Genomic DNA, 21,363 nt, shown 5'->3' with positions numbered 1-21,363 from the left:
CGGGATTTTTTATGAGTGATTATCGTTTACTCTTTTCTATCTAAAAAGGCTTCTTTAGTATCAAAGGTAATTGGCTTCATTTCTTGCTTTTCTAAGTATTTTTCAAACTTCACTAGGCGTTTTGATTTAATCTTTTCAAAGTCTGCTTTTGCAGTATTAAAGCGTTCTAGTAGTAAGTTTATATTCTCTTTTTGAGCAGCACTAGGCGCCTCATAGTTTGAAGCAATATCACTGTAGAGTGTGCTTAGCTTTTCTCTAAGTTGTGGTGGGGCAGTACCTACGTAGTTATCACCTGTGGTAACTACGAGTGTGTTTTTAAGCTCATTGAGGTCATCTATGAGTGGTTGTGCAACCTTTGTTGCTTTTGCATTTGCCTCTACGGCATCTTGAGCACTGTTTAACATCAAGTTAATTTGATACACCATATAGGCTAGGTCTTCTTGAATATCAAAAAGTTGTTTTGAAGTTTTATATTGCTCCTTTCTTTCTGGTGCTGTAATAAATGATTTTGGGTCATTCTTTACTTCAAAAGTTGTTTCATATGTGTCCTTACCTTTTTTAAGGACTGCTTTATACATTCCTGCTTGTACTCTTACTGGAGTAAACCCTCCAAAGGCAAATGTCTTTGCCGCGGCAAGCTTAGGTGACTTGCTTGCATAGTTCCAAGAGACAATGTTTATTCCTTTTGATTTACCTGGCGCGAGCGTTGTTATCTCATTGCCCTCCATATCTTGTATGGCAAGCGTCATTTTACCAAAGGTGTGTCTCTTCTTTAGATAGTATTTGATTTTGAGAGCGTTTCCAGGGTTAGGGCCCACGAACTCAAGCTCTGTGCTTCCGCCGCCAAAACCGCCTTCTTCTACCATTGTACCTGGCTTAGTATCAAAAAAGTGTACATTCTTGTCTAGTATTTCTGGCTTGATATCTCTTAAGATACTTATATCATCTATGATAATAACACCACGGCCGTGAGTACCAGCAACAAGGTCATTAGTCTGTTTTTGTAAATCGAGAAAGTGAACAGCGGTCGCTGGAAAGTTATTTGTAAATTTTGACCAATTAAGACCTCCATCTACGGTGATGTATAATCCGTCTTCGGCACCTAAAAAGAGTAGATTTTCATTTTCATAATCTTCTTGAATGTTGCGGGCAAACATTGTAATATCATCTGTTGTTATACTTTTCCAGCTTTTACCATAATCTGTAGTTTTATACACATAAGGTTTCATATCACCTCTTGCGTGTCCTTCAAAAACAGCGTATGCGGTACCCTCACCGTGCACAGATGCTTCTATGTGGTATACCCAAGTATTTGCTGGTAGGTCTGGTATATTTGCAACTACATTAGTCCAGTTTGCACCACCGTCGCGTGTTATTTGCACATTACCATCATCTGTACCTACCCATATAACTTTTTCATTTATAGGTGATTCTGCAATGGTAAATATCGTGGTGTGTGTTTCTGCTCCCGAGTTATCTGCAGAGAGTCCTCCAGAGTTTTTTTCTTGTTTCTTTGGGTCATTTGTAGTAAGATCTGGAGAGATTACCTTCCAGGTGTCACCCATATCTTCACTCACGTGTAAAAACTGGCTCCCCATATAAAAGCGATCTGGCTGGTGTGTACTTGTTGCCATAGGAGGGTTCCAGTTAAAGCGTAGATCTGCGCTACCCTTTGCAGGTAGTGGTTTTACATTTTTTGTGTAGTTACGCTTCATATCATAACGCCACACATTATCTGCACCTTGCATCTCAGAATATAGTATGTCCTTAGTAGGGTGGGGTAGTACTCTAAAACCATCACCTACACCTACACGTGTCCAGTCTCTAGCTTCAATCCCACCTGGAGAAGAAGATGGACCGTACCAAGAACCATTGTCTTGTAAACCACCGTAAATATTATAAGGCTCTGCATTATCTACAGAGATGTGATAAAATTGAGATAAAGGAAGGTTAGATACTATTTCCATTGTTGTACCACCATTCCAAGAGCGATATACGCCACCATCTGTACCCACGTGCATTATATCAGAATTGTTTATGTCAAAAACAATATCGTGTATATCTGAGTGCATATTACCCAGAGGTTTAAAGGTATTACCACCATCACGAGATATTGAACCACTAAGGCCACCTTTTACTACTACATCAGGATTTTTTGGATCTACTACTATTCTTGAAAAGTAAAATGGGCGCACAGTAAGTGAGAAGTCTCCATTAGTACGTTTCCAGTTTGCTCCGCCATCTTCAGATCTGTATAGTCCTTTATCTTTTTCTTGTTCTGACTCGATTACAGCATAAACAATGCTAGGCTCACTAGGTGCTACTGCAACACCTATACGTCCTAATTTACCTTCTGGAAAACCATTGTGTATTTTTTTCCAGGTCTTACCTCCATCTGTAGATTTATGCAGCCCAGAGTTAACACCACCAGAGTTAAAATCCCAAGCCGTACGTCTAAACTCCCACATAGAAGCATAGAGTGTGTTTGGGTTGCTAGGATCCATAATAAGATCTGCAACACCTGTCGTATTATTTATGTAAAGAACTTTTTCCCAAGTCTTACCGCCATCTGTTGTTTTATAAACACCACGATCATCACTATCGCTCCATAAAGCACCCAGCACACCTACATACACTGTATTACCATCATTAGGATCTATCTCAATACCAGAGATGCGCTCACTGTTATCAAAACCTGGTATTTTTTGCCAGTTATTACCACCATCTTTTGTGCGATAAAGTCCATCTCCTACAGAGACTGAGTTACGAGTCCATATTTCTCCTGTACCTACCCATACCGTTTGATCTGGATCTGTAGGGTCTATAGCCACTTGACCTATAGACTGTATGTGATCATCAAAAATAGGAGCGTAGCTAGCACCTCCATCTTGAGATTTCCATACACCACCACCTGCGGTACCGGTGTATATGATTTGAGCATTAGTAGGGTGAACTTCCATATCTATAATACGACCAGACATAAGCGCGGGCCCTATCTGTCTAGCGGTAATGTCGCCAAAGAGTTCTTTACCCTTGAGGGCAATTTCTTGTGCCTGGGTAGGTATGCTTAGTGCAGCAATACACAGACCTAGGAGGATGTGTTTAGTTTTCATATGGGTTGGTTTGGATTGATATTTTCTTAAAATATGCGCTAAAAAAATCCCCAAGATTTCTTGGGGATTATGTCATATGTGTTTTTTATTTCCCTTCTGGAAAAGCAAACATCTCATCAGATACTTCGGGATTAATTTCAACAGATTTAATTACAATCTCTTGTCCTCCAGGTTGCCCTTTTGCACCAGCTACAATAGAGAAAGGAAAATATATTCCGCCAGCTTCTTGGTAGTCACTTAACTTAGTCTGTCCTGTCATTCCTTTACCTGGACCTGTAAGTAGATCTTGCTCTATTACAATAGGTACAAAGTTGTCCATATCAAAATAGTAGTATGCTACGGTAGGTACTTCTGCACCATCTACCATTGTAGGTTCTTTTGTGAGTTTAATTTTATAAGTTTCTGTCCCTTCAATAGTCTCGTTACCTAAAAGTTCTACGGTATACCCTTTATCTGCATAGTTTAAAAATGGATCACCAAAGTCATTCATCTCTAGCTTTGCATTTGCAGTAGTCTCTGCATCACTCTTTTCGGCAGCCATTGTCATTTGGTTTGTATTCCACATAGTCTCACCGTCAAAAACACCTTGGTAAAACTTCATTCCTTGAAATTCTGCAACAGAAAGTTGTTTTCCTTCTTTAGTCTGTATCATTGTCATAGGTAGTTCCATACCTTGAACTTTTATCGCTCCTTCAAATTTTAGAGCTTCAAGAGAATTCCAGGCATCCATCCCGCCTGTGTTTTCAAAATAGTTTGCAATGATTTCTTCGGCTGTTTGTGCCTGTGCCATTGTGGTAAAACTTACGATAACGGCAACTAGTAATAATTTGATAGTTTTCATATGATGTTGTGTTAATGATTCTTGTTTGCACATAAGACTATTAAGAGCGCATAATGTTACAAGTTATTCAATAAAATATCATCTTTTGTGTACTTACATTATCTTTAAACCCGTAGTTCTTTAGATATGATAAATTTTTAGTCACAGTAAAGAACATATTATAAAAATTTAAGAGTATGAAATTTGGCGCCGTAGAGCAACCAGAGTTAATTGATTTTACCTTACCTCCAGATCACCCTGCAACTAGAGGTGTGATTGAGGACGCTTTCGCGAAAGCGCAAAACAAAAATGTAGAAGTCTATGTAGGTTGTGCAAAATGGAATAAAGCAGAGCTCAAAGGTTTTTACCCCAGAGGAACTAAAGACGAGCTTTCATATTATGCAAAGCAGTTTAATAGTATAGAGCTCAACGCTACATTTTACAGGCTGTTCCCAAAAGAGCAGTTTGAAAAGTGGTATACTAAAGCGCCAGAGGGGTTTAAATTCTTCCCAAAAATCACAAATATGATAAGCCACCGTAAGCGACTTATAGATGCTCAAGATTTTATCCCAGAGTATGTAGATCACGTGGCGATGCTCAAAGAGAAGCTGGGTACCGTGTTCTTACAGATGCACAATAACTTTCAACCCAAAGATTTTGACCGTGTAGATAATTTTGTAAACCACTGGCCAGAAGCGCTTCCCATCGCGTTAGAGTTTAGGCATACAGACTGGTTTAATAACCCAGATACTGCAGAGCGATTATATACCCTTCTAGAAGAGCATAATATGGCAAATGTCCTGGTAGACACTGCTGGAAGGCGAGACATTATGCATATGAGGTTAACAAATGGAGAGGCCTTTATACGTTATGTAGGGGCAAATCATCCTAGTGATTATGCACGACTAGATGCTTGGGTAGAGCGACTTACTTACTGGGTGAGTCTTGGCCTACGTAAAATCCATTTTTTTATACATCAAAACATCGAGCAAGAGTCCACCTTACTATTTGCCTATTTTATAGAGCGACTCAACCCTGCGTTAGGGATTAATTTACGCGTACCACAAAGTGCAAGTAGTACGACAAACACCCTTTTTTAATGAGTGTAGTATATATAGTTATGGGCGTTTCTGGGTGTGGTAAAACCACGATTGGTAAAAAGCTTGCGGCGACTCTAGACCTACCATTTTATGATGCCGACGATTTTCACCCACAAGCAAATATTGATAAAATGGCTTCTGGGAAGCCTTTACAAGATAGTGATAGGTGGCCGTGGCTAGATGTGCTAGCGACTAAAATAAATACGTGGTCACAGGCAGAAGGTGCAGTCCTAGCGTGCTCTGCTCTCAAGGAGGTGTATAGAGAGCGATTGTTTAGTAATAACGCTTTCGCGAAAGCAAAACAAAACTTTGTCTATCTTGATGCGAGTTTTGAGACTATAAGCAAGCGACTTGCATCAAGGCAAAATCACTTTTTTAATCCCTCATTATTACAATCACAATTTGATACACTTGAAGTTCCGTCATACGGCATAAAAGTATCTGTTGACCAAAGTACAGATCAAATACTTACAGACATTTTAAAAGAAATAGAAGCATAATTTATGGATTACCAACTACTCTTTGCTGTTATAATAGGCATCTCAATATTACTATTTCTTATTTTAAAATTAAAAATGCAAGCCTTCCTTGCATTGCTTATCACGTGTATTTCCGTAGGAGTTATTGCTGGAATGCAACCATCGTCTATACTAGATTCTGTAAAGAATGGAATGGGCGGGACCCTTGGTTTTGTTGCTACTGTGGTAGGTCTAGGAGCTTTATTTGGAGCCATACTAGAACGTTCTGGTGGTGCTCAAAGGCTAGCAGCATCTTTGTTAGGTAAGTTTGGGATAGAAAAGTCTCCTTGGGCAGTAATGCTTACAGGTTTCTTTGTAGCGATACCCGTGTTTTTTGATGTAGCATTTATTATACTTATCCCCATCATCTATGCATTACAAAAGAAAACAGGGAAGTCATTACTGTTGTATGCTATACCCTTACTTGCAGGACTTGCCATCACACATACATTTATACCACCTACACCAGGTCCCATAGCCGTCGCCGAAATTTTAGGAGCAGATTTAGGTTATGTCATCATCTTTGGTTTTATAGCGGGTATACCTTCTGCTATAATTGCTGGGCCTATGCTTGCAAAGTATTTATCAAAAAGAATGCATATCGAGACACCAGAAGATATGGTTTCTGAGATGAAAGTCCCAGATAACGCTCCTAGTGCTGGAACCATATTACTCATCATAGCAATCCCTATATTTTTAATAGTATGTAACACGGTGCTTAATAGTCCGTTATTTGCAGAAGGGGAGTTACCAGCTTGGCTTATATATGGGGCAGATCTTCTGGGGCACCCATTTGTTGCGCTTATTATTGCAAATTTAGTTGCTTGGTACTTTTTAGGAATAAAGAAAGGATTTTCTAAAAGTGAATTATTAGATATATCTACAAAATCACTGTACCCAGCAGGAGTTATTATATTACTTACGGGTGCCGGCGGTGCATTTAAACAAATATTAATAGATACTGGAGCCGGTAAAATGATAGCAGAAAGTTTGAGCAGTGATATCTTTCCTCCTGTAATTTTTGGGTTTATCGTCGCAGCTATTGTCCGTGTTTTACAAGGGAGTGCCACCGTTGCAATGATTACCGCTGCCGGTATAACCGCGCCACTGTTAGGTCTCTCTGAGACTAGTGCACCACAACTAGCTGTGCTTGTAATAGCCATAGCCTCTGGTGCGAGTATCTTTTCTCACGTAAATGATAGCGGCTTCTGGCTTGTAAAACAGTACCTTGGCCTTACAGAAAAAGAAACCTTTAAATCGTGGACGGTAATGTCCTCACTTATTGCTATTGTTGGACTTGTCGTGTCTACAGTGCTTTGGTTTATAGTATAAAAAAAGAGACGACTTATAGCCATCTCTTTTATTATTGTAATTCCGCTTTCGCGAAAGCGTTCTTAAACTATATACCTGTATAATTTTGAGGTGTAATAGCTTTAAGCTCATTCTTGATATCTAAACTTACATCAAGAGTATCTACAAACTCTGCCATAGACTGTTGTGTAATTTTACTGTTTACACGTGTGAGCTCTTTAAGTGCCTCATAAGGATTAGGGTAGCCTTCACGTCTTAAAATGGTCTGTATTGCCTCTGCAACTACTGCCCAGTTGTTTTCAAGATCTGCAGCGATTTTTGCTTCGTTTATAAGGAGTTTATTTAAACCTTTTACCGTAGACTGTAAACCTATAAGTGTGTGTCCTAATGGTACACCTATATTACGTAAAACCGTACTATCAGTAAGATCACGTTGTAATCTAGAGATAGGTAACTTAGCAGAAAGGTGTTCAAAAATTGCATTTGCAATACCTAAGTTACCTTCACTGTTTTCAAAATCAATAGGGTTTACTTTGTGTGGCATTGCACTAGATCCTACCTCACCCGCTTTAATTTTTTGCTTAAAGTAATCCATAGAGACATATGTCCAGAAGTCACGGTCAAGATCTATTAGAATGGTATTAATGCGCTTTAATCCATCAAAGAGTGCCGCCATATGGTCGTAGTGCTCAATTTGAGTAGTCGGGAATGAGTGTTGCATCTTAAGTGTATCATGCACAAAAGATTGTCCAAAGGCTTTCCAGTTTATATGTGGGTATGCCACTTTGTGTGCATTGAAGTTACCTGTAGCTCCACCAAATTTTGCTGCGCTCGGGATATCATTAAGCAAGTTAAGTTGCTCTTCTATACGTACTACAAAGACTTGTATTTCTTTACCTAAGCGAGTAGGAGAGGCTGGTTGCCCGTGTGTGCGCGCCAGTAGTGGTACATTTTCCCACTCATCAACAAGCTGGCGTAAGTGATCTACAACTTCCAGTAGTTGTGGGATGTAAGATTGATTCATCGCATCCTTAAGTGATAAAGGAATTGCAGTGTTGTTTATATCTTGAGAAGTAAGTCCAAAGTGTATAAACTCTTTAAACTCTGACAGCTCAAGAGCGTCAAATTTTTCTTTTATAAAGTACTCAACCGCTTTGACATCGTGGTTTGTTATCTTCTCTATATCCTTTATAGCCTGCGCATCTTCTATTGTAAAGTTCTGGTAGATATCACGTAAGTCTGTAAAGATATTTTTATTTACACCGGTAAGTTGCGGTAGTGGTAACTCACAAAGAGCTATAAAATACTCAATCTCTACTTTTACTCTATATTTTATTAAAGCAGCTTCAGAAAAGAAAGGAACTAAGGCTTCAGTTTTTGAAGCATATCTACCATCTATAGGTGAGATGGCTTGAAGTGGTGACAACGACATTTGTTGTGGGTTTAGTTAAGGGACAAATATAAAAATTAGACTCCGTCTGAACGAATTATGAGAGATAAATCGCAGTATTATAATATACCTCGTGCTTTAATCTCTAGATATTTATTAATCGTATTTACGGTGAGATCATCTGGTTTTGTTAATATGGTTTGTATTCCATATTGTTCTAGACGTGCTACCATTACTTTTTTATCATAATCTGCTTTTTGAGCAATAGTCTTATGATAGACATCAGGTAAGGAGGTTGCGGGTTTTGTAATAAGTTGATCTAACTCTGTATTCTGAAAGAAAATAACGACGAGAATATGCTTTCGCGAAAGCGCTTTTAAATAAGGTAACTGTCGCTCTAGCGCAGTAATATGTTCAAAATTTGTGTACAGTAATAATAAACTACGCTGTGTGATCTTACGTTTTACTTGATTGTATAAACCACCATAGTCACTATCTAAAAACTTAGTGTTTATATTATAAAGCACCTCTAGTATAGTTTGTAGATGGGTTTTCTTGCTACTAGCAGGGAGGTGATTTTTCACATCTTCGGCAAAGGTGAGCACACCTACCTTGTCCTTCTTTTTAAGCGCAATGTTAGAAAATGCAAGCGTACTATTTATGGCATAATCTAGTAGGGTTAGTCCTTTAAAAGGCATTTTCATAACCCGGCTGGCGTCTATTAATGCATAAACGGGTTGTGACTTTTCATCTTGAAACTGATTGACCATAAGGCTTCCTCTCTTTGCCGTCGCCTTCCAGTTTATAGTACGCGCGTCATCACCAGGTACGTAATCTTTAATCTGCTCAAACTCCATAGTGTGACCTATACGGCGTATTTTTTTCATACCGTGTAAGGTGAGTCTATTATCTAGCGCGAGAAAGGCATATTTCTTCATCTGGATAAAAGAGGGATATACCTTTACCATCTGGTCTTTCTCAAAACGGTAACGTCTTCTTACTAATTTTAGTTTTGTGCTAGCGTATAAATTAAGATGTCCAAAAACATACTCTCCACGCTCTGTAGGTCGTAATGTATAGCTAAATGAACTAGACTCCCTGGCTGGTATCTTAATATGCTTACTAAAGTCTCGCTTTTGAAACTGCACTGGGATCTCATCTATAATATCAAGAGATACGGAAAATGGATATTTATTTTCTAGTGTGACCTTAAGTTCATTAACGTCACTATTAGAAAACTTTTCTGGAAGCGCACGTGTTGCATTAATTTTTCCGCTTCCGCGAAAGAGGACTAGGGTTTCTATAAATACCACAAGCAAAAACACCAATAATAAAATGTTTGTAATTCCAAAAAGGCCGTGAAACCAGTAGGAGAGAAGGTATAGCAAAGCTAGTACGGCCAGCCCATAAAATAGACGCTGGTGTAAAAATAATCCCTTTATGAATCTAATAATGGCCAATACTATCGAGGTATTTCAACAGATTGTACAATCATATCTATCACTTGTTCTGTAGTCATTCCTTCCATCTCACGCTCAGGAGCCATAATAAGACGGTGTCTCATTACTGGTACTACAGCACGTTTTACATCTTCTGGAATAACAAAGTCTCGTCCAGCGATTGCAGCAAATGCTTTTGACGCATTCATAATAGCTAGTGATGCTCTAGGAGAACCACCTAAGTATAAATGAGGATGTGTACGTGATTTTACAACAATCTCTGCCACATAGTTAAGAATCTTCTCTTCTATGATCACCTCTTGTGCTTGTTTTCTAAAGGCAGCAAGTTTTGCAGGGTCAAGTACAGATGCAATAGCAGCTTGTGGTGCACCTCCCTTACGATCGTGATGACTCTGTAAGATGGCAACCTCTTGCTCAAGGGTAGGGTAGTCTACTTTTATTTTAAATAAGAAACGATCTAGTTGTGCTTCTGGAAGCGCATACGTCCCTTCTTGCTCAACAGGGTTTTGTGTTGCTAGTACCATAAATGGTGGGTCCATCTTGTACTTTGTACCATCTATAGTAACCTGGCGCTCTTCCATCACCTCAAAGAGGGCTGCTTGCGTTTTTGCAGGAGCACGGTTAATCTCATCTATAAGTACAATATTTGAAAATATAGGTCCTTGCTTAAACTCAAACTCACTAGTTTTCATATTGAGTATAGAGGTACCTAGTACATCACTAGGCATAAGATCTGGTGTAAATTGTATACGTCCAAAGGCGGTATCAAGTGTTCTGGCAAATAGCTTTGCTGTTACCGTTTTTGCAATACCAGGAACACCTTCTATGAGCACGTGACCATCACTAAGCAATGCCACAATAAGAAGCTCTATAAACTCGTGCTGACCTATAATAATTTTACCTAGCTCTGCTCGTATTGCCTCTACAGCAGTGCGTAATTCTTCTAGCGGTATACGATTCTCAAAAGCCATACCTTCACTTTGTGGTACGTTTTCTTGTGGAAGTCCATCTGTAGTGTGCTCAGAATCTTGTGGTGTGATATCGTCCATTAGTTTTGTTTTTTAAATGCTTCAATGCGTTTGTTGAGTTCTAAAAGTTCCTCTTGAGTAAGTGCTTGTCTAGAGCGTAAGGATACTATGTAATTTATGAGTAATCTCGTTTCTTCAAGAGTATTATCACTCTTTAGCGCCAGTTTTTTTATAAACTCATCGTTTATAAAATTGGTATCTAGATTATAGGTACTTCGTACAAATTCTAGAAAGTGATTAATTTGATGAAGGGCTATGCTCTTATGGTCTTTTTTATCAAAGTACATACCAGCAATAGTTTTTGTAAAAGTAAGCGTCTGGTTAGGTAATGGTTTTACAATAGGTATTGCACGTTGCTTGCGTCTTCCTTCAAAGATTACCCAGAGTAGCGTACCGATAAGTAGGATGTAGTACGCCCATTTTAAATATCTATTTCTTAAGAAAATATACAACGGACTCGAGTAAACGGTCTTACCATTTTTATGGTGATTATCCCATAAAAGATCTTTCTCTTGATCTATGTATGAAAGAACGTTCTGAGTGTATTTATAATTGTTTTCTCTTAAAACAAAGTAATTTGTAAATACTTCTGGCATTAAGTGTATGAGAATCTCTCCATCGCCAAAGGACTGCTTGACAAAATTTACTCGAGGCTCCTCCATATGCAGCGTGTCTTTATCTACCATAAGGCTAAACTCTCCTAGGGCTACTGTAGCAAGTGTATCTACTTGATCAAAGTAACCTGCTGTAGTTTCTCTATCTAGGTAAAATGGGCGCTCGCGATGTAGTGCAGGGTTAACTAAGTTCACAAGAGGCTTACGTTGTAGATTATCTAGATCATAAAATAAATCTGTGCTTAAATTAAGTGTATCGAGTATAGTCTCGCCTATACCTCTTGAACCTATAAATAGCGTGTTACCTTTACTTACCCACGAGAGTAGTTTTTTTGACTCGGCTTCGTCAAAGAGTATGTATTGATTTATAAATAAATAGGTGCCAGAGACCGTCGTACTATCATCAAGAAACTCATAAGGTGGTTGTCTCACCTCCTTAAAATTATCTTGGGTTCGGCTGTTTGAGAGCAGGTCGTGCAGTACGTACGTACCGTAAGGTATTTTATCTGTTTTAGAATAACTCTGAAACCAGTTTACTTCATCTTTCTCCCCAGACTCCATATAAATCACCAGAGCAAGAGCAAGGAGCAGCACACCGGCTAAAACCTTATATTTATTACTCATAACTGATTTTTTATAGATTTAAAATGGGTTTCCGCTTTCGCGAAAGCGGTCTTATCTACCTCAAAATTACCGTACCAGATATAATCGTAAATATCTGTGACTTTTCTAAAATCTCCCTGAAGCTGCGTGTTTTGAATCTCAAAGATATAGTCGTGGTTCGTCTTTTGAACTTGCCAGTCTATAAGGTCTTTTGTACTCAATTGCTGAAGGATAAATAAGTAATAAAACCGTATAGCGAGTCTGTAATTACCATCTTTTATGGCTTGGTCTATAAGCTCATTTAGGTCTTGGCGCTGTATGAGTTCTTCATCATCTGAGATTAAGGCTTCGGGAGCTTTTACATTTTCCATTAATAGAGAACCACTATCTATCTTCATAAATATATAGACAAATAAGGCGAAGAGCCCAAACATAAATAGGTAGGGAAGTATCTCTACCACAAACCTCCATACTCCAGATGCTTCATCACCACCAGTGAGCCATCTTATAAAGCTGCTATAAATATCATTGAGTTTTTGTTTAAAGCGAGTCCACCAGGTATCTTCTGGAATGGCTTCTTTGTAATTAAACTCATCGTCGTTTTGATAGTCCCTTAATGTAGCTTCATCTATGGTAAAGGATGTAACTTTTTCTTCATCATAGATTATGACGCCTCTAGGGTCATTATAAACTTGTTCTGGTCTATTTATTTCTTCTATAGCTATTTCTTCGGCGGTTGTCTCATCTTCATTTTGTTGTACGATGGTTGCTTTCGCGCAAAGCGAAATAAAGAAAAACGTAATAAGAAAGAGCTGTCTATGCATTAGTGCGACCTATACTGTCTATTTGATCTAAGCTTCCAGACTGGTCTTTGCGCTCATTAAGGTTAAAGTAAATGAGGTTTATAGCAATAGCAAGTATTACATATAATATATAATTCATAGCAGAAGCGAGTGTTTGTAGGGTTATAGAGACGGTGTCATATAAAGCAGTGGGGTCACTCATAGATCCAGCATCTACAGCCGCAAATGTTTTGATAATGGTATAAATTAATACAGGTATCTGGAAGACAAAACCTATAATACCTATTAAAAATGCCATTATGATAACGGTGATAAAGGTCATCCACCACTCATCTTTTACAAGTCTCCAGCTTTCTTTTAATGAGGCTACAACGGTAAGCTCTTTATTTACCATTGCAGGAAAAATAACCATAAGCTTTGTATAAATATATAACAGTGGGAAAAACAAAAGTAATAATAAGATAACGCCCATTGCATTAGATCCAGAGGCGATCAAAAATCCTCCAATACCTGCAGGAATAAGTGCAACTCCAAGTACGATAAGTAGGTTTACAAAACCTAGAGCAAGAAAGCTTCCGGTTTTCTTTTTTATAGTCTCTACAATAGGATCTGTCTCAGGTGCCTCACCACTTGCGACATATGCTTTTATATATTCAGAAGTACTGCCATATAACATAGAGTTGTAGATAATGCCAGCTATAGCAAGACCACAACCGGCTAGTACAAAACCTATTATATCACTCTCAGTACTTAGTGCTGCTATCAAGTTTGCCCCAGAAGACTCATTTGTATAAAATCCTATTGCTACGATGAGTAGAATAAACGGAATAATACAGGTGCGTACAAGTACTTTAAAAAGTGGTTTTGCATTAGTCCTTAAGAACTTAAATGTGTCACTTATAACATCACCTAGTTCACGTTTTTTTCTAAACTCAACGTATTTTTTTATACTCATTCTTATAATTTTTATAATGTGGGAAGCGCAGCTAGGCGAGCTTTCTCTTCTTTATGTTTTTTTATAGGGTAATAGACGTAATAGAATATGATTAAGGCAAGTGAGCAACTTATAATAGTAATTGCTAGCCAGTCTGGCATCTCTGTGTGTCGCGTTACAAACCCTTCTAGAAAACCTGCAATAACAAAAAGTGGTATGGTGCTCACTACAATCTTAAGCCCGTTTTTCATTCCTCTCTTAAAAGATTCTAGGCGTGTATAGGTTTTAGGAAAGAGGATAGAGTTACCTAGTACCATACCTGCACATCCCGCAATTATAATCACAGAAATCTCTATAGTACCGTGAATCCATATAGTACGCACAGACTCCCAGCCCACGCCTTGCTCAAAAAAGAAATACTGAAAACTACCTAACATTACGGCATTGCGCATTATTATATATAGTGAACCTACCGTAAAGAATATTCCATAGATAAAAGCAAATAGGGCTACCTTGATATTATTTATGGTAATACCTAAAAACATATTTATTTCTCCCTGCTTCTTATAAACGCCCATAGGGTCCCCTTTCTCTATATTATCTAGGGTCATATTTACATAGCTATCACCCATAATACTTCTTACAAAGGCACCATCACTGGCAGCGCTATAAGCCCCTATAATGCTAAATAGTAGAAAGACTAAAAACGCAATGAGTAGCTGTCGCTGGTATTGATACATTACAAGCGGAAACTCTTCTGTAAAGAAGGTAATAAAGCGCTTACTTGACTCGCGCTTTGTTTTATAAATAATCTGGTGTGATTGTGAAGCAAGGTGATTGAGATACTCTAAAGTCTTACTATGAGGGTAAAACGTTTGTGCATAACTTAAGTGGTCTGTAACTTCCATATACAGGCTAGATAGCTCATCTGGGTGAATCTGGTCTTTGTTTACCAGAACACTTTCAAATGTTAACCATTTATCCTTATTTTGCTTAACAAAAGCAGCCTCACGCATATACCCTTAATTATACAGGTAAAGAAAAAGAATATATGGATAACTTTCAAATAGAAACCGCTCAAAATGTGAGCATTTATCAGAATGTTGCAAGCATAGGAGATCGTATACTAGCATACATTGTCGATTTGCTCATAATTATTGCTTACTGGGTTGTTTCCATTTTTATCATAGCTCAGTTTGGGTTAGACTCTCAAGCAATGGGTGATATCTGGGCATACTACCTTGTATTAGGACTACCTATATTCTTATACTACATACTTTTTGAGACCTTTTGGGATGGTAAAACACCGGGTAAGGCTGTGATGAAAATAAGAGTAGTAAAACTAGACGGCTCAAAACCAGGTTTTGGGAGTTACTTTGTAAGATGGCTTATGCGTATTATAGATATAGCTGGCTCTTCTGGAGGAATTGCTGTAGTAAGTATCCTTATGAGTGAGAAAGGGCAAAGACTAGGTGATATGGCAGCAGGTACAACAGTCATTACAGAAAAGAAACGAGCACGTCTATCTGATAGTCTTATTGTAGACATACCAGAAAACTATATACCTACCTATCCTCAGGTTACCGTTTTTAACGATAAGGACGTACAACTTATTAAAACGCTCTTTAAAGATGCTAAGCGCAATGGAAATCACAACGTGATCATAAAACTAGCAGACAGACTTAAAGAAAAAATGGATGTCACTCCAGAAGAGACTAATGTAGCTTTTGTAGAGCGCGTGCTTGCAGACTATAATTATTACACACAGCAGTAAATGGAAATTACCACAATTATAGACATACTAGGTACGGTCTCGTTTGCCATATCTGGAGCACTTACCGCTATGCGTAAAAAGCTTGACGTCTTTGGGATATTAATCATCGCACTGGTTACCTCAGTAGGTGGTGGTACACTGCGAGATATTCTCATAGGCAAGACACCCGTAAGCTGGATGCTTAATATGACCTTTGTTTACGTGATTTTTGGAGCAACACTAGTGGCAATTATTTTTAGAAGCTATTTAAAATACGTGAGGAGATCTCTATTCTTGTTTGACACTATAGGTATTGCCTTGTATACCATTGCTGGAGTTCAGATTGCTACGGCTGCAGGTTTACACCCTGTAGTTTGTGTGGTGCTTGGTACAATCTCGGCGTGTTTTGGAGGTGTGCTTAGAGATATACTATGCAATGAGATCCCTATAATATTTCATAAAGAGATATATGCCACGGTGTGTATACTAGGAGGAAGCGTATATCTAGCCTCTTCCACAGCTGGCCTGCCGCAATCTATAGCGATGCTCGTTGCAGGTTGTATTATCATTATTGTAAGAACGCTGGCAGTAGTAAAGGAGTGGAGCTTACCTAGTGTATATAATAAAGATTATTCCAAATAAACAAAAGGTCTCTGCGTGAGCAGAGACCTTAAGAAACCTAATAGACTCTTTAGAAAATAGGTTTAAAATATTATAAAGGCTAATTCAAATAATTTAAAATCCTGATTTGAGTATTCAGTTGAGACTATTACTTACTTATAAGACGTAAAAAGGTGCTCAATGTTTCATTTGATTAGGGCAATTAACAATTATTTAACCGTAGTATCAGTAGATTAGGTCGTAAACAACAAAATCCCGAGACTCGATATCTCGGGATTTTTTGTTAGGTAGCATCTAAAATTAACACTAACCATCAAAACGAATTAAAAACGTACCTAACAAGTAAGTTAACTTATAATAGAGACGTTTAAAATAGCGGTCTGTTACACCGTAATAATTTTTTAACTTTACCTTATGTTAAAAACCACAATGGTTATCGGGGCATCCTTAAAACCTCAACGATATTCACATAGAGCAATCATCCGTCTTAATGCACAAAATCACCCCGTGATTGCCGTTGGATTAAGAGGAGGAAAGGTAGGTGATATAGGCATCATCACTTTTGACCAAGCCATAGAGACAGTTGAGGAGCTCAAAGAAGATTTAGATACCATCACACTTTACCTTAATCCGCAGCGGCAAGAGGCTTATTACGACTTCATAATTAACCTGGCTCCTAAGCGTGTGATCTTTAACCCAGGAACAGAAAACCCCGTTCTTTATAAAAAATTACAAGAGCACAATATAGAAGTTGATGTTGCGTGTACACTTGTTTTACTGGGGACAGATCAGTATTAAAATTTTCTAGGTTTTATAAGTACGCTTTCGCGAAAGCGTAATAAACTACTTTCTTATTAATAATAATCCAAAAAAGGTCAATGCACCGTTTAAGATTAATATAAAGAACCCAAATTCAAACCCCACTCCTGCCGAAAGTGTACTTATGATGTATGCAAGAATAGGCGATGCAATGGCAACTACTGGGACAAACTTGTCTTTTACATTCCATTTTGTAAAGAGTCCGTAAGCATAAAGGCCTAAGAGAGGTCCATAGGTATATCCAGCAAACGTAAATAGTTTTGCGATTACTGTAGCATCTGCAATTACGTATTTAAATATGATGATCACGGCTATAAGTACAAGCGACATTACAATGTGGATGCGTTTGCGCACTGCTACTTGCTTTACGGCATCGTATTTTTTTTCGATGTCTAGTATGTCTATACTAAAAGAAGTGGTAAGTGATGTAAGGGCACTATCTGCACTTGAGTATGCAGCAGCGATTAATCCCAATAAGAAAACAATAGCCAGCCCAATACCTAAGCCGCTATTTACAGCAATGGTAGGGAAGAGTTCATCTTTATGTGCGTCTATACCGTTTTGTGATGCATATACAGTGAGTAATAATCCTAGTGCTAAGAATACAAGATTTACAATGGTGAGCACGATGGTAAACCAGAACATATTTTTTTGAGCATCACCTAGATTACGACAAGTAAGGTTTTTTTGCATCATATCTTGATCTAGCCCTGTCATTACAATAGATATAAAGGCTCCAGATAAAAATTGCTTTACAAAGAAGTCACCACTTTTCCAGTCGTCAAAAAAGAAAATCTGACTCATATCGCTATTAGAAATGAGATCTAAAGCCGCCCCTGCATTGAGACCCATCTCGTCGCTCACAAAATAGATAGCCACACCCACCGCGATAAGCATAAAGAGGGTTTGTAAGGTATCTGTCCACACAATAGTTTTTATACCAGCTTTAAAGGTGTATAGCCAGATAAGGATGATTGTAAGAGTTACTGTTACAAAAAATGGTACTCCCATCTCATCAAAAACGAGTAGCTGTAATACGTTTGCAACTAGGTACAATCTAAAACTCGCACCTATAATCCTGCTTAGTAAAAAGAAAGATGCTCCCGTCTTATAAGAATAGGTGCCAAATCTTCCTTCTAGATAGGTATAGATAGAAGTAAGGTTCAATTTATAGTAGAGTGGGAGTAGTACAAGGCCTATAACAGCATAACCCACAGTATAACCAAGGACGACTTGAAAATAGCTGAAGCTTGATGCCTCAATCCATCCAGGGACAGATATAAAGGTTACTCCAGATAGTGAAGCTCCTATCATCCCAAAAGCAACAAGATACCAAGGAGATTTCTTGCCTGCTTTAAAAAAATCTGTGTTAGAATCTCCCTTGCTTGTTAAGTAGCTTATGAGCATAAGCACACCAAAGTAACCAGCAATAAGAAGTAATATATGTAAGGGCTGCATATCAATTAAATTAAGAATACGAATATACTCTTTTGATAAATGATTGCAGATTGTGCAGTTAAGATTTCTCTATACAGGACTTCTCTTACTCGTAACGTAAAGACTCTACGGGGTCAAGTTTTGCCGCTTTTATAGCTGGAAATAATCCTGAGATAATTGCAATAACAAAGGTGATAATAGTCGCTGCAATAATAGCTCCCCAGGGCGTAGTAAACACAAAATCTGCCACAGATGCTATGAGCGCTCCTATACTTATACCAAGTACAATCCCTGTGAGACCTCCTAGCTGCCCTACGATGATTGCCTCGTATAAGAATTGTGCTGCAATGGTAGATTTTTTAGCACCAAGGGCCTTACGTACGCCTATCTCTCGTGTACGTTCTGTAACAGAGACAAGCATTATATTCATAAGTGCAATACAAGACCCAAAGATTGTAATAATACTTATAACCCAGGCGGCAACACTTAGAACTCCTGTAATCTCACCTATTTGATTTATGAGGTCGTCGCTACGCCCTATACCAAAATTATTTTCTTCTATAGGTGAGAGACCACGTATGTTTCTAAAGGTAATTATCGCTTCTTCTTCGGCGCTGTCTAGAAGTTCGGCGTCTTCTACCATTACACTCACGTTATAGTTTATGTTAGGTTGTGTAAACATTGTTCTCGCTACTTGTATCGGTATGAGAACTCGCAAGTCTTGATTGTTACCAAAGGTGGCTCCCTTTTCTTCAAGCATTCCTATTACGTTAAACTTGGTACCACGTATACTTATGGTTTTCCCTATGGGGTTATCATCCTTAAATATATTTTTATAAAAGTCACTTCCTAGTACACAAACACGTGTATTGTTATTTATGTCAAAAGAGGTGAAGTTTCTTCCCTTTTCTAGCTTGAGGCCGGAGTTGTTTAAGAAGTTTTCATTTACACCTACTACACTTGCTTCTGGATCTGTCTTTTCATTTTCATACTTCACTTCTGCAGTTCGTGTTCCTTGAAAAGAGATAGCCGTACGGGCGGTAGGGTAATTGTATTGTTCTGTAAATTCTTTTACCTGGCGATAACCAATGACGGGGTTAATAACCTGTTTTTCATCAGAGCGACGTGAGGTAAACTCATAGCGTTGCACATTAAAGGTGTTACTTCCCATACTTGCAAAGTCTGAGCTTATCGTATTTTCAAGCGCCTTTACAAGACTTAAAATCCCTACCAATGCCGTGATACCTATGGCAATGATAAATACAGTTAAAATAGTACGCAACAGCTGACTTTTAATACTGTCAAAGGCGATTCTTAAATTCTCGCGAAATAGTGAAAACATAGGTTCAAGTATGAATTAAGCATTTCAGAAACACAATTGTCTCTGTACACAATGTACGATAAGACTATTAACTCGTCAAAAAGTTACCAAACTTTTCAAATAATTCTCTCGTGGCTTCAATTTTTAAGATATTTGCGAGTGCATTTTAAAAATGCCACAACCGCAAATTTTGTGGTAAATCACATTATAAAAAAGAGATATACGCTTTCGCGAAAGCATAAAAAGAACACAGGTAGTCTTTCCTTTTAATAATTTTGATAGGAAGTACCTTAAAGAATACGACTGTAACATATGAGTACAAAACCTTCTATACCTAAAGGAACCAGAGATTTTTCACCAGAAGAAGTTGCTAAGCGCAGCTATATTATGAACACCATACGCACACAGTTTCAGCGTTTTGGTTTTCAGCCTATTGAGACGCCTAGTTTTGAAAACAGCAGCACCTTGATGGGTAAGTACGGAGAAGAAGGTGATCGCTTGATATTTAAGATTCTTAATAGTGGTGACTATTTACGTAAGGTGAAGGATGACGCTTTCGCGAAAGCGGACTCAACAGCACTCACACCACAAATCTCAGAAAAAGCACTTCGTTACGATCTTACGGTACCTTTTGCGAGATACGTAGTACAACATCAAAATGATATTGTATTCCCATTCAAGCGTTTCCAGATGCAACCCGTATGGAGAGCAGACCGCCCACAGAAGGGACGTTTCCGCGAGTTCTATCAGTGTGATGCAGATGTGGTTGGTAGTGATTCTTTATGGCAAGAAGTAGAGTTTGTACAGTTATACGATGCTGTTTTTAGCGCATTAAAGCTAGAAGGAGTTACTATAAAAATGAACAACCGCAAGGTACTTTCTGGTATTGCAGAGGTGATAGGCGCAAGTGATAAACTCATAGATTTTACCGTAGCGCTAGATAAGCTTGACAAAATAGGAGAAGAAGGTGTGACTAAAGAAATGCTTGCCAAAGGCATTACCCAAGAGGCGATAGAGAAGGTAGCACCGTTGTTTACACTATCTGGATCTTTTGGTGATCAGCTAGCAACACTTAAAACCTTGCTTGCAGATTCTGAGACGGGAATGGAAGGAATTAACGAACTGCTATTTATTAATGATGCTATAGAAAATTTAGGTTTACAAACCGCAACATTACAACTAGACGTAACCCTAGCCCGCGGACTTAATTATTACACGGGAGCTATTTTTGAAGTAAGTGCTCCAGAGGGCGTAAAGATGGGAAGTATAGGTGGCGGTGGTCGCTATGCAGATCTTACAGGTATTTTTGGACTTAAAGATATGAGTGGTGTAGGGATCTCTTTTGGTCTAGATCGTATTTACCTTGTGATAGAAGAGCTAGGCTTGTTTCCAGAAGAGGCGACAGAAGGTATAAAAGTGTTTTTTGTAAACTTTGGAGATCAAGAAGCGGGTTATGCAATGCAAGCGATAAGCAAGCTACGCCAAGCAGGAATCTCAGCCGAGTTATATCCAGATGCCGTGACGAGCAATAAGCAGATGAAAAAGCAAATGACCTACGCAAACCGTCGCAATATTCCGTTCTTGGTACTTGCAGGAAAAGAAGAGATGGATGCAAAACAATACACGCTCAAAAATATGGCAGAAGGCTCACAAGAGACTGTAAACATAGATGAGCTAGTAGCAGCTTTGAAATAAAATTAAACCGAGCCACCCTTCAA

The 21,363-nt window shown here is 38.4% G+C and carries 18 protein-coding genes; 7 read left to right on the top strand and 11 right to left on the bottom strand.

What is annotated here, in order from left to right; translation table 11 throughout:
• Positions 1–26: 26 nt before the first annotated feature.
• Both MED134_RS02830 and MED134_RS02825 read right to left on the bottom strand, forming a co-directional pair.
• Positions 27–3,113 (bottom strand): WD40/YVTN/BNR-like repeat-containing protein, encoded by a 3,087-nt coding sequence (locus MED134_RS02830; RefSeq protein ID WP_021778881.1) that lies wholly within the window; start codon positions 3,111–3,113, stop codon positions 27–29.
• Between the two features lie 85 nt (positions 3,114–3,198).
• Positions 3,199–3,954, bottom strand: coding sequence for a hypothetical protein (locus MED134_RS02825; protein ID WP_021778882.1), 756 nt, complete (start codon positions 3,952–3,954; stop codon positions 3,199–3,201).
• A gap of 176 nt (positions 3,955–4,130) precedes the next feature.
• Here MED134_RS02825 and MED134_RS02820 point away from each other — a divergent pair, with 176 nt between their 5' ends.
• The 3 genes from MED134_RS02820 to MED134_RS02810 are packed head-to-tail and all read left to right on the top strand — an operon-like array spanning position 4,131 to position 6,883.
• A complete protein-coding gene (locus tag MED134_RS02820; RefSeq protein ID WP_021778883.1) occupies positions 4,131–5,033 on the top strand; it encodes a DUF72 domain-containing protein in 903 nt (300 codons plus the stop codon).
• Positions 5,033–5,533, top strand: coding sequence for a gluconokinase (locus MED134_RS02815; protein ID WP_021778884.1), 501 nt, complete (start codon positions 5,033–5,035; stop codon positions 5,531–5,533). The genes MED134_RS02820 and MED134_RS02815 overlap by 1 nt, the downstream gene beginning before the upstream one ends.
• 3 nt (positions 5,534–5,536) lie before the next feature.
• Positions 5,537–6,883, top strand: a complete 1,347-nt coding sequence (locus MED134_RS02810; protein WP_021778885.1) for a GntP family permease — start codon at positions 5,537–5,539, stop codon at positions 6,881–6,883.
• Positions 6,884–6,950: 67 nt separating this feature from the next.
• Here MED134_RS02810 and purB read toward each other — a convergent pair whose 3' ends face one another.
• The 7 genes from purB to MED134_RS02775 form a co-directional block, all read right to left on the bottom strand.
• Complete coding sequence (gene purB, locus MED134_RS02805) at positions 6,951–8,294, bottom strand: adenylosuccinate lyase (protein WP_021778886.1); 1,344 nt, start codon at positions 8,292–8,294, stop codon at positions 6,951–6,953.
• A 77-nt stretch (positions 8,295–8,371) separates the two neighbouring features.
• Entirely contained in the window at positions 8,372–9,706 is a 1,335-nt protein-coding gene (locus MED134_RS02800; RefSeq protein ID WP_038600831.1) for a DUF58 domain-containing protein, read from the bottom strand.
• Positions 9,707–9,714: 8 nt separating this feature from the next.
• The gene (locus tag MED134_RS02795; RefSeq protein WP_021778888.1) at positions 9,715–10,761 is read right to left on the bottom strand and encodes an AAA family ATPase; all 1,047 of its coding nucleotides are present in this window, start codon (positions 10,759–10,761) and stop codon (positions 9,715–9,717) included.
• Positions 10,761–11,978, bottom strand: a complete 1,218-nt coding sequence (locus MED134_RS02790) for a DUF4350 domain-containing protein (protein WP_021778889.1) — start codon at positions 11,976–11,978, stop codon at positions 10,761–10,763. Before MED134_RS02790 ends, MED134_RS02795 begins: the two co-directional genes overlap by 1 nt.
• Positions 11,975–12,781 (bottom strand): DUF4129 domain-containing protein, encoded by an 807-nt coding sequence (locus MED134_RS02785; protein WP_021778890.1) that lies wholly within the window; start codon positions 12,779–12,781, stop codon positions 11,975–11,977. The genes MED134_RS02790 and MED134_RS02785 overlap by 4 nt, the downstream gene beginning before the upstream one ends.
• Positions 12,774–13,715 carry a glycerophosphoryl diester phosphodiesterase membrane domain-containing protein gene (locus MED134_RS02780; protein ID WP_021778891.1) on the bottom strand — a complete coding sequence of 314 codons (942 nt, stop codon included), beginning with the start codon at positions 13,713–13,715 and terminating at the stop codon, positions 12,774–12,776. Before MED134_RS02780 ends, MED134_RS02785 begins: the two co-directional genes overlap by 8 nt.
• An 11-nt stretch (positions 13,716–13,726) precedes the next feature.
• Positions 13,727–14,710 (bottom strand): stage II sporulation protein M, encoded by a 984-nt coding sequence (locus MED134_RS02775; protein ID WP_021778892.1) that lies wholly within the window; start codon positions 14,708–14,710, stop codon positions 13,727–13,729.
• Between the two features lie 35 nt (positions 14,711–14,745).
• Between MED134_RS02775 and MED134_RS02770 the strand changes: the two genes are divergently transcribed.
• The 3 genes from MED134_RS02770 to MED134_RS02760 all read left to right on the top strand — a co-directional run bounded on the left by MED134_RS02770 (position 14,746) and on the right by MED134_RS02760 (position 16,866).
• The gene (locus tag MED134_RS02770) at positions 14,746–15,468 is read left to right on the top strand and encodes an RDD family protein (protein WP_021778893.1); all 723 of its coding nucleotides are present in this window, start codon (positions 14,746–14,748) and stop codon (positions 15,466–15,468) included.
• On the top strand, positions 15,469–16,089 hold the full coding sequence (locus tag MED134_RS02765) for a trimeric intracellular cation channel family protein (protein ID WP_021778894.1): 621 nt from the start codon (positions 15,469–15,471) through the stop codon (positions 16,087–16,089). It abuts the gene before it with no gap.
• A gap of 393 nt (positions 16,090–16,482) precedes the next feature.
• Positions 16,483–16,866, top strand: a complete 384-nt coding sequence (locus MED134_RS02760) for a CoA-binding protein (protein ID WP_021778895.1) — start codon at positions 16,483–16,485, stop codon at positions 16,864–16,866.
• Positions 16,867–16,911: 45 nt separating this feature from the next.
• On the opposite strand, the gene MED134_RS02755 is transcribed toward MED134_RS02760, so the two are convergent.
• Both MED134_RS02755 and MED134_RS02750 read right to left on the bottom strand, forming a co-directional pair.
• A complete protein-coding gene (locus MED134_RS02755) occupies positions 16,912–18,345 on the bottom strand; it encodes a sodium:solute symporter (RefSeq protein ID WP_021778896.1) in 1,434 nt (477 codons plus the stop codon).
• 85 nt (positions 18,346–18,430) lie between these two features.
• Entirely contained in the window at positions 18,431–19,666 is a 1,236-nt protein-coding gene (locus tag MED134_RS02750) for an ABC transporter permease (RefSeq protein WP_021778897.1), read from the bottom strand.
• Positions 19,667–19,957: 291 nt separating this feature from the next.
• Here MED134_RS02750 and hisS point away from each other — a divergent pair, with 291 nt between their 5' ends.
• A complete protein-coding gene (hisS, locus tag MED134_RS02745; RefSeq protein WP_021778898.1) occupies positions 19,958–21,340 on the top strand; it encodes a histidine--tRNA ligase in 1,383 nt (460 codons plus the stop codon).
• Positions 21,341–21,363 lie beyond the last annotated feature (23 nt).

Origin of the sequence: Dokdonia sp. MED134 (genome assembly GCF_000152925.2) — a bacterium.
GTDB lineage: Bacteria > Bacteroidota > Bacteroidia > Flavobacteriales > Flavobacteriaceae > Dokdonia.
Note: the sequence above shows the minus strand (reverse complement) of the source record. Positions and strands in the feature narration are given on the sequence as shown.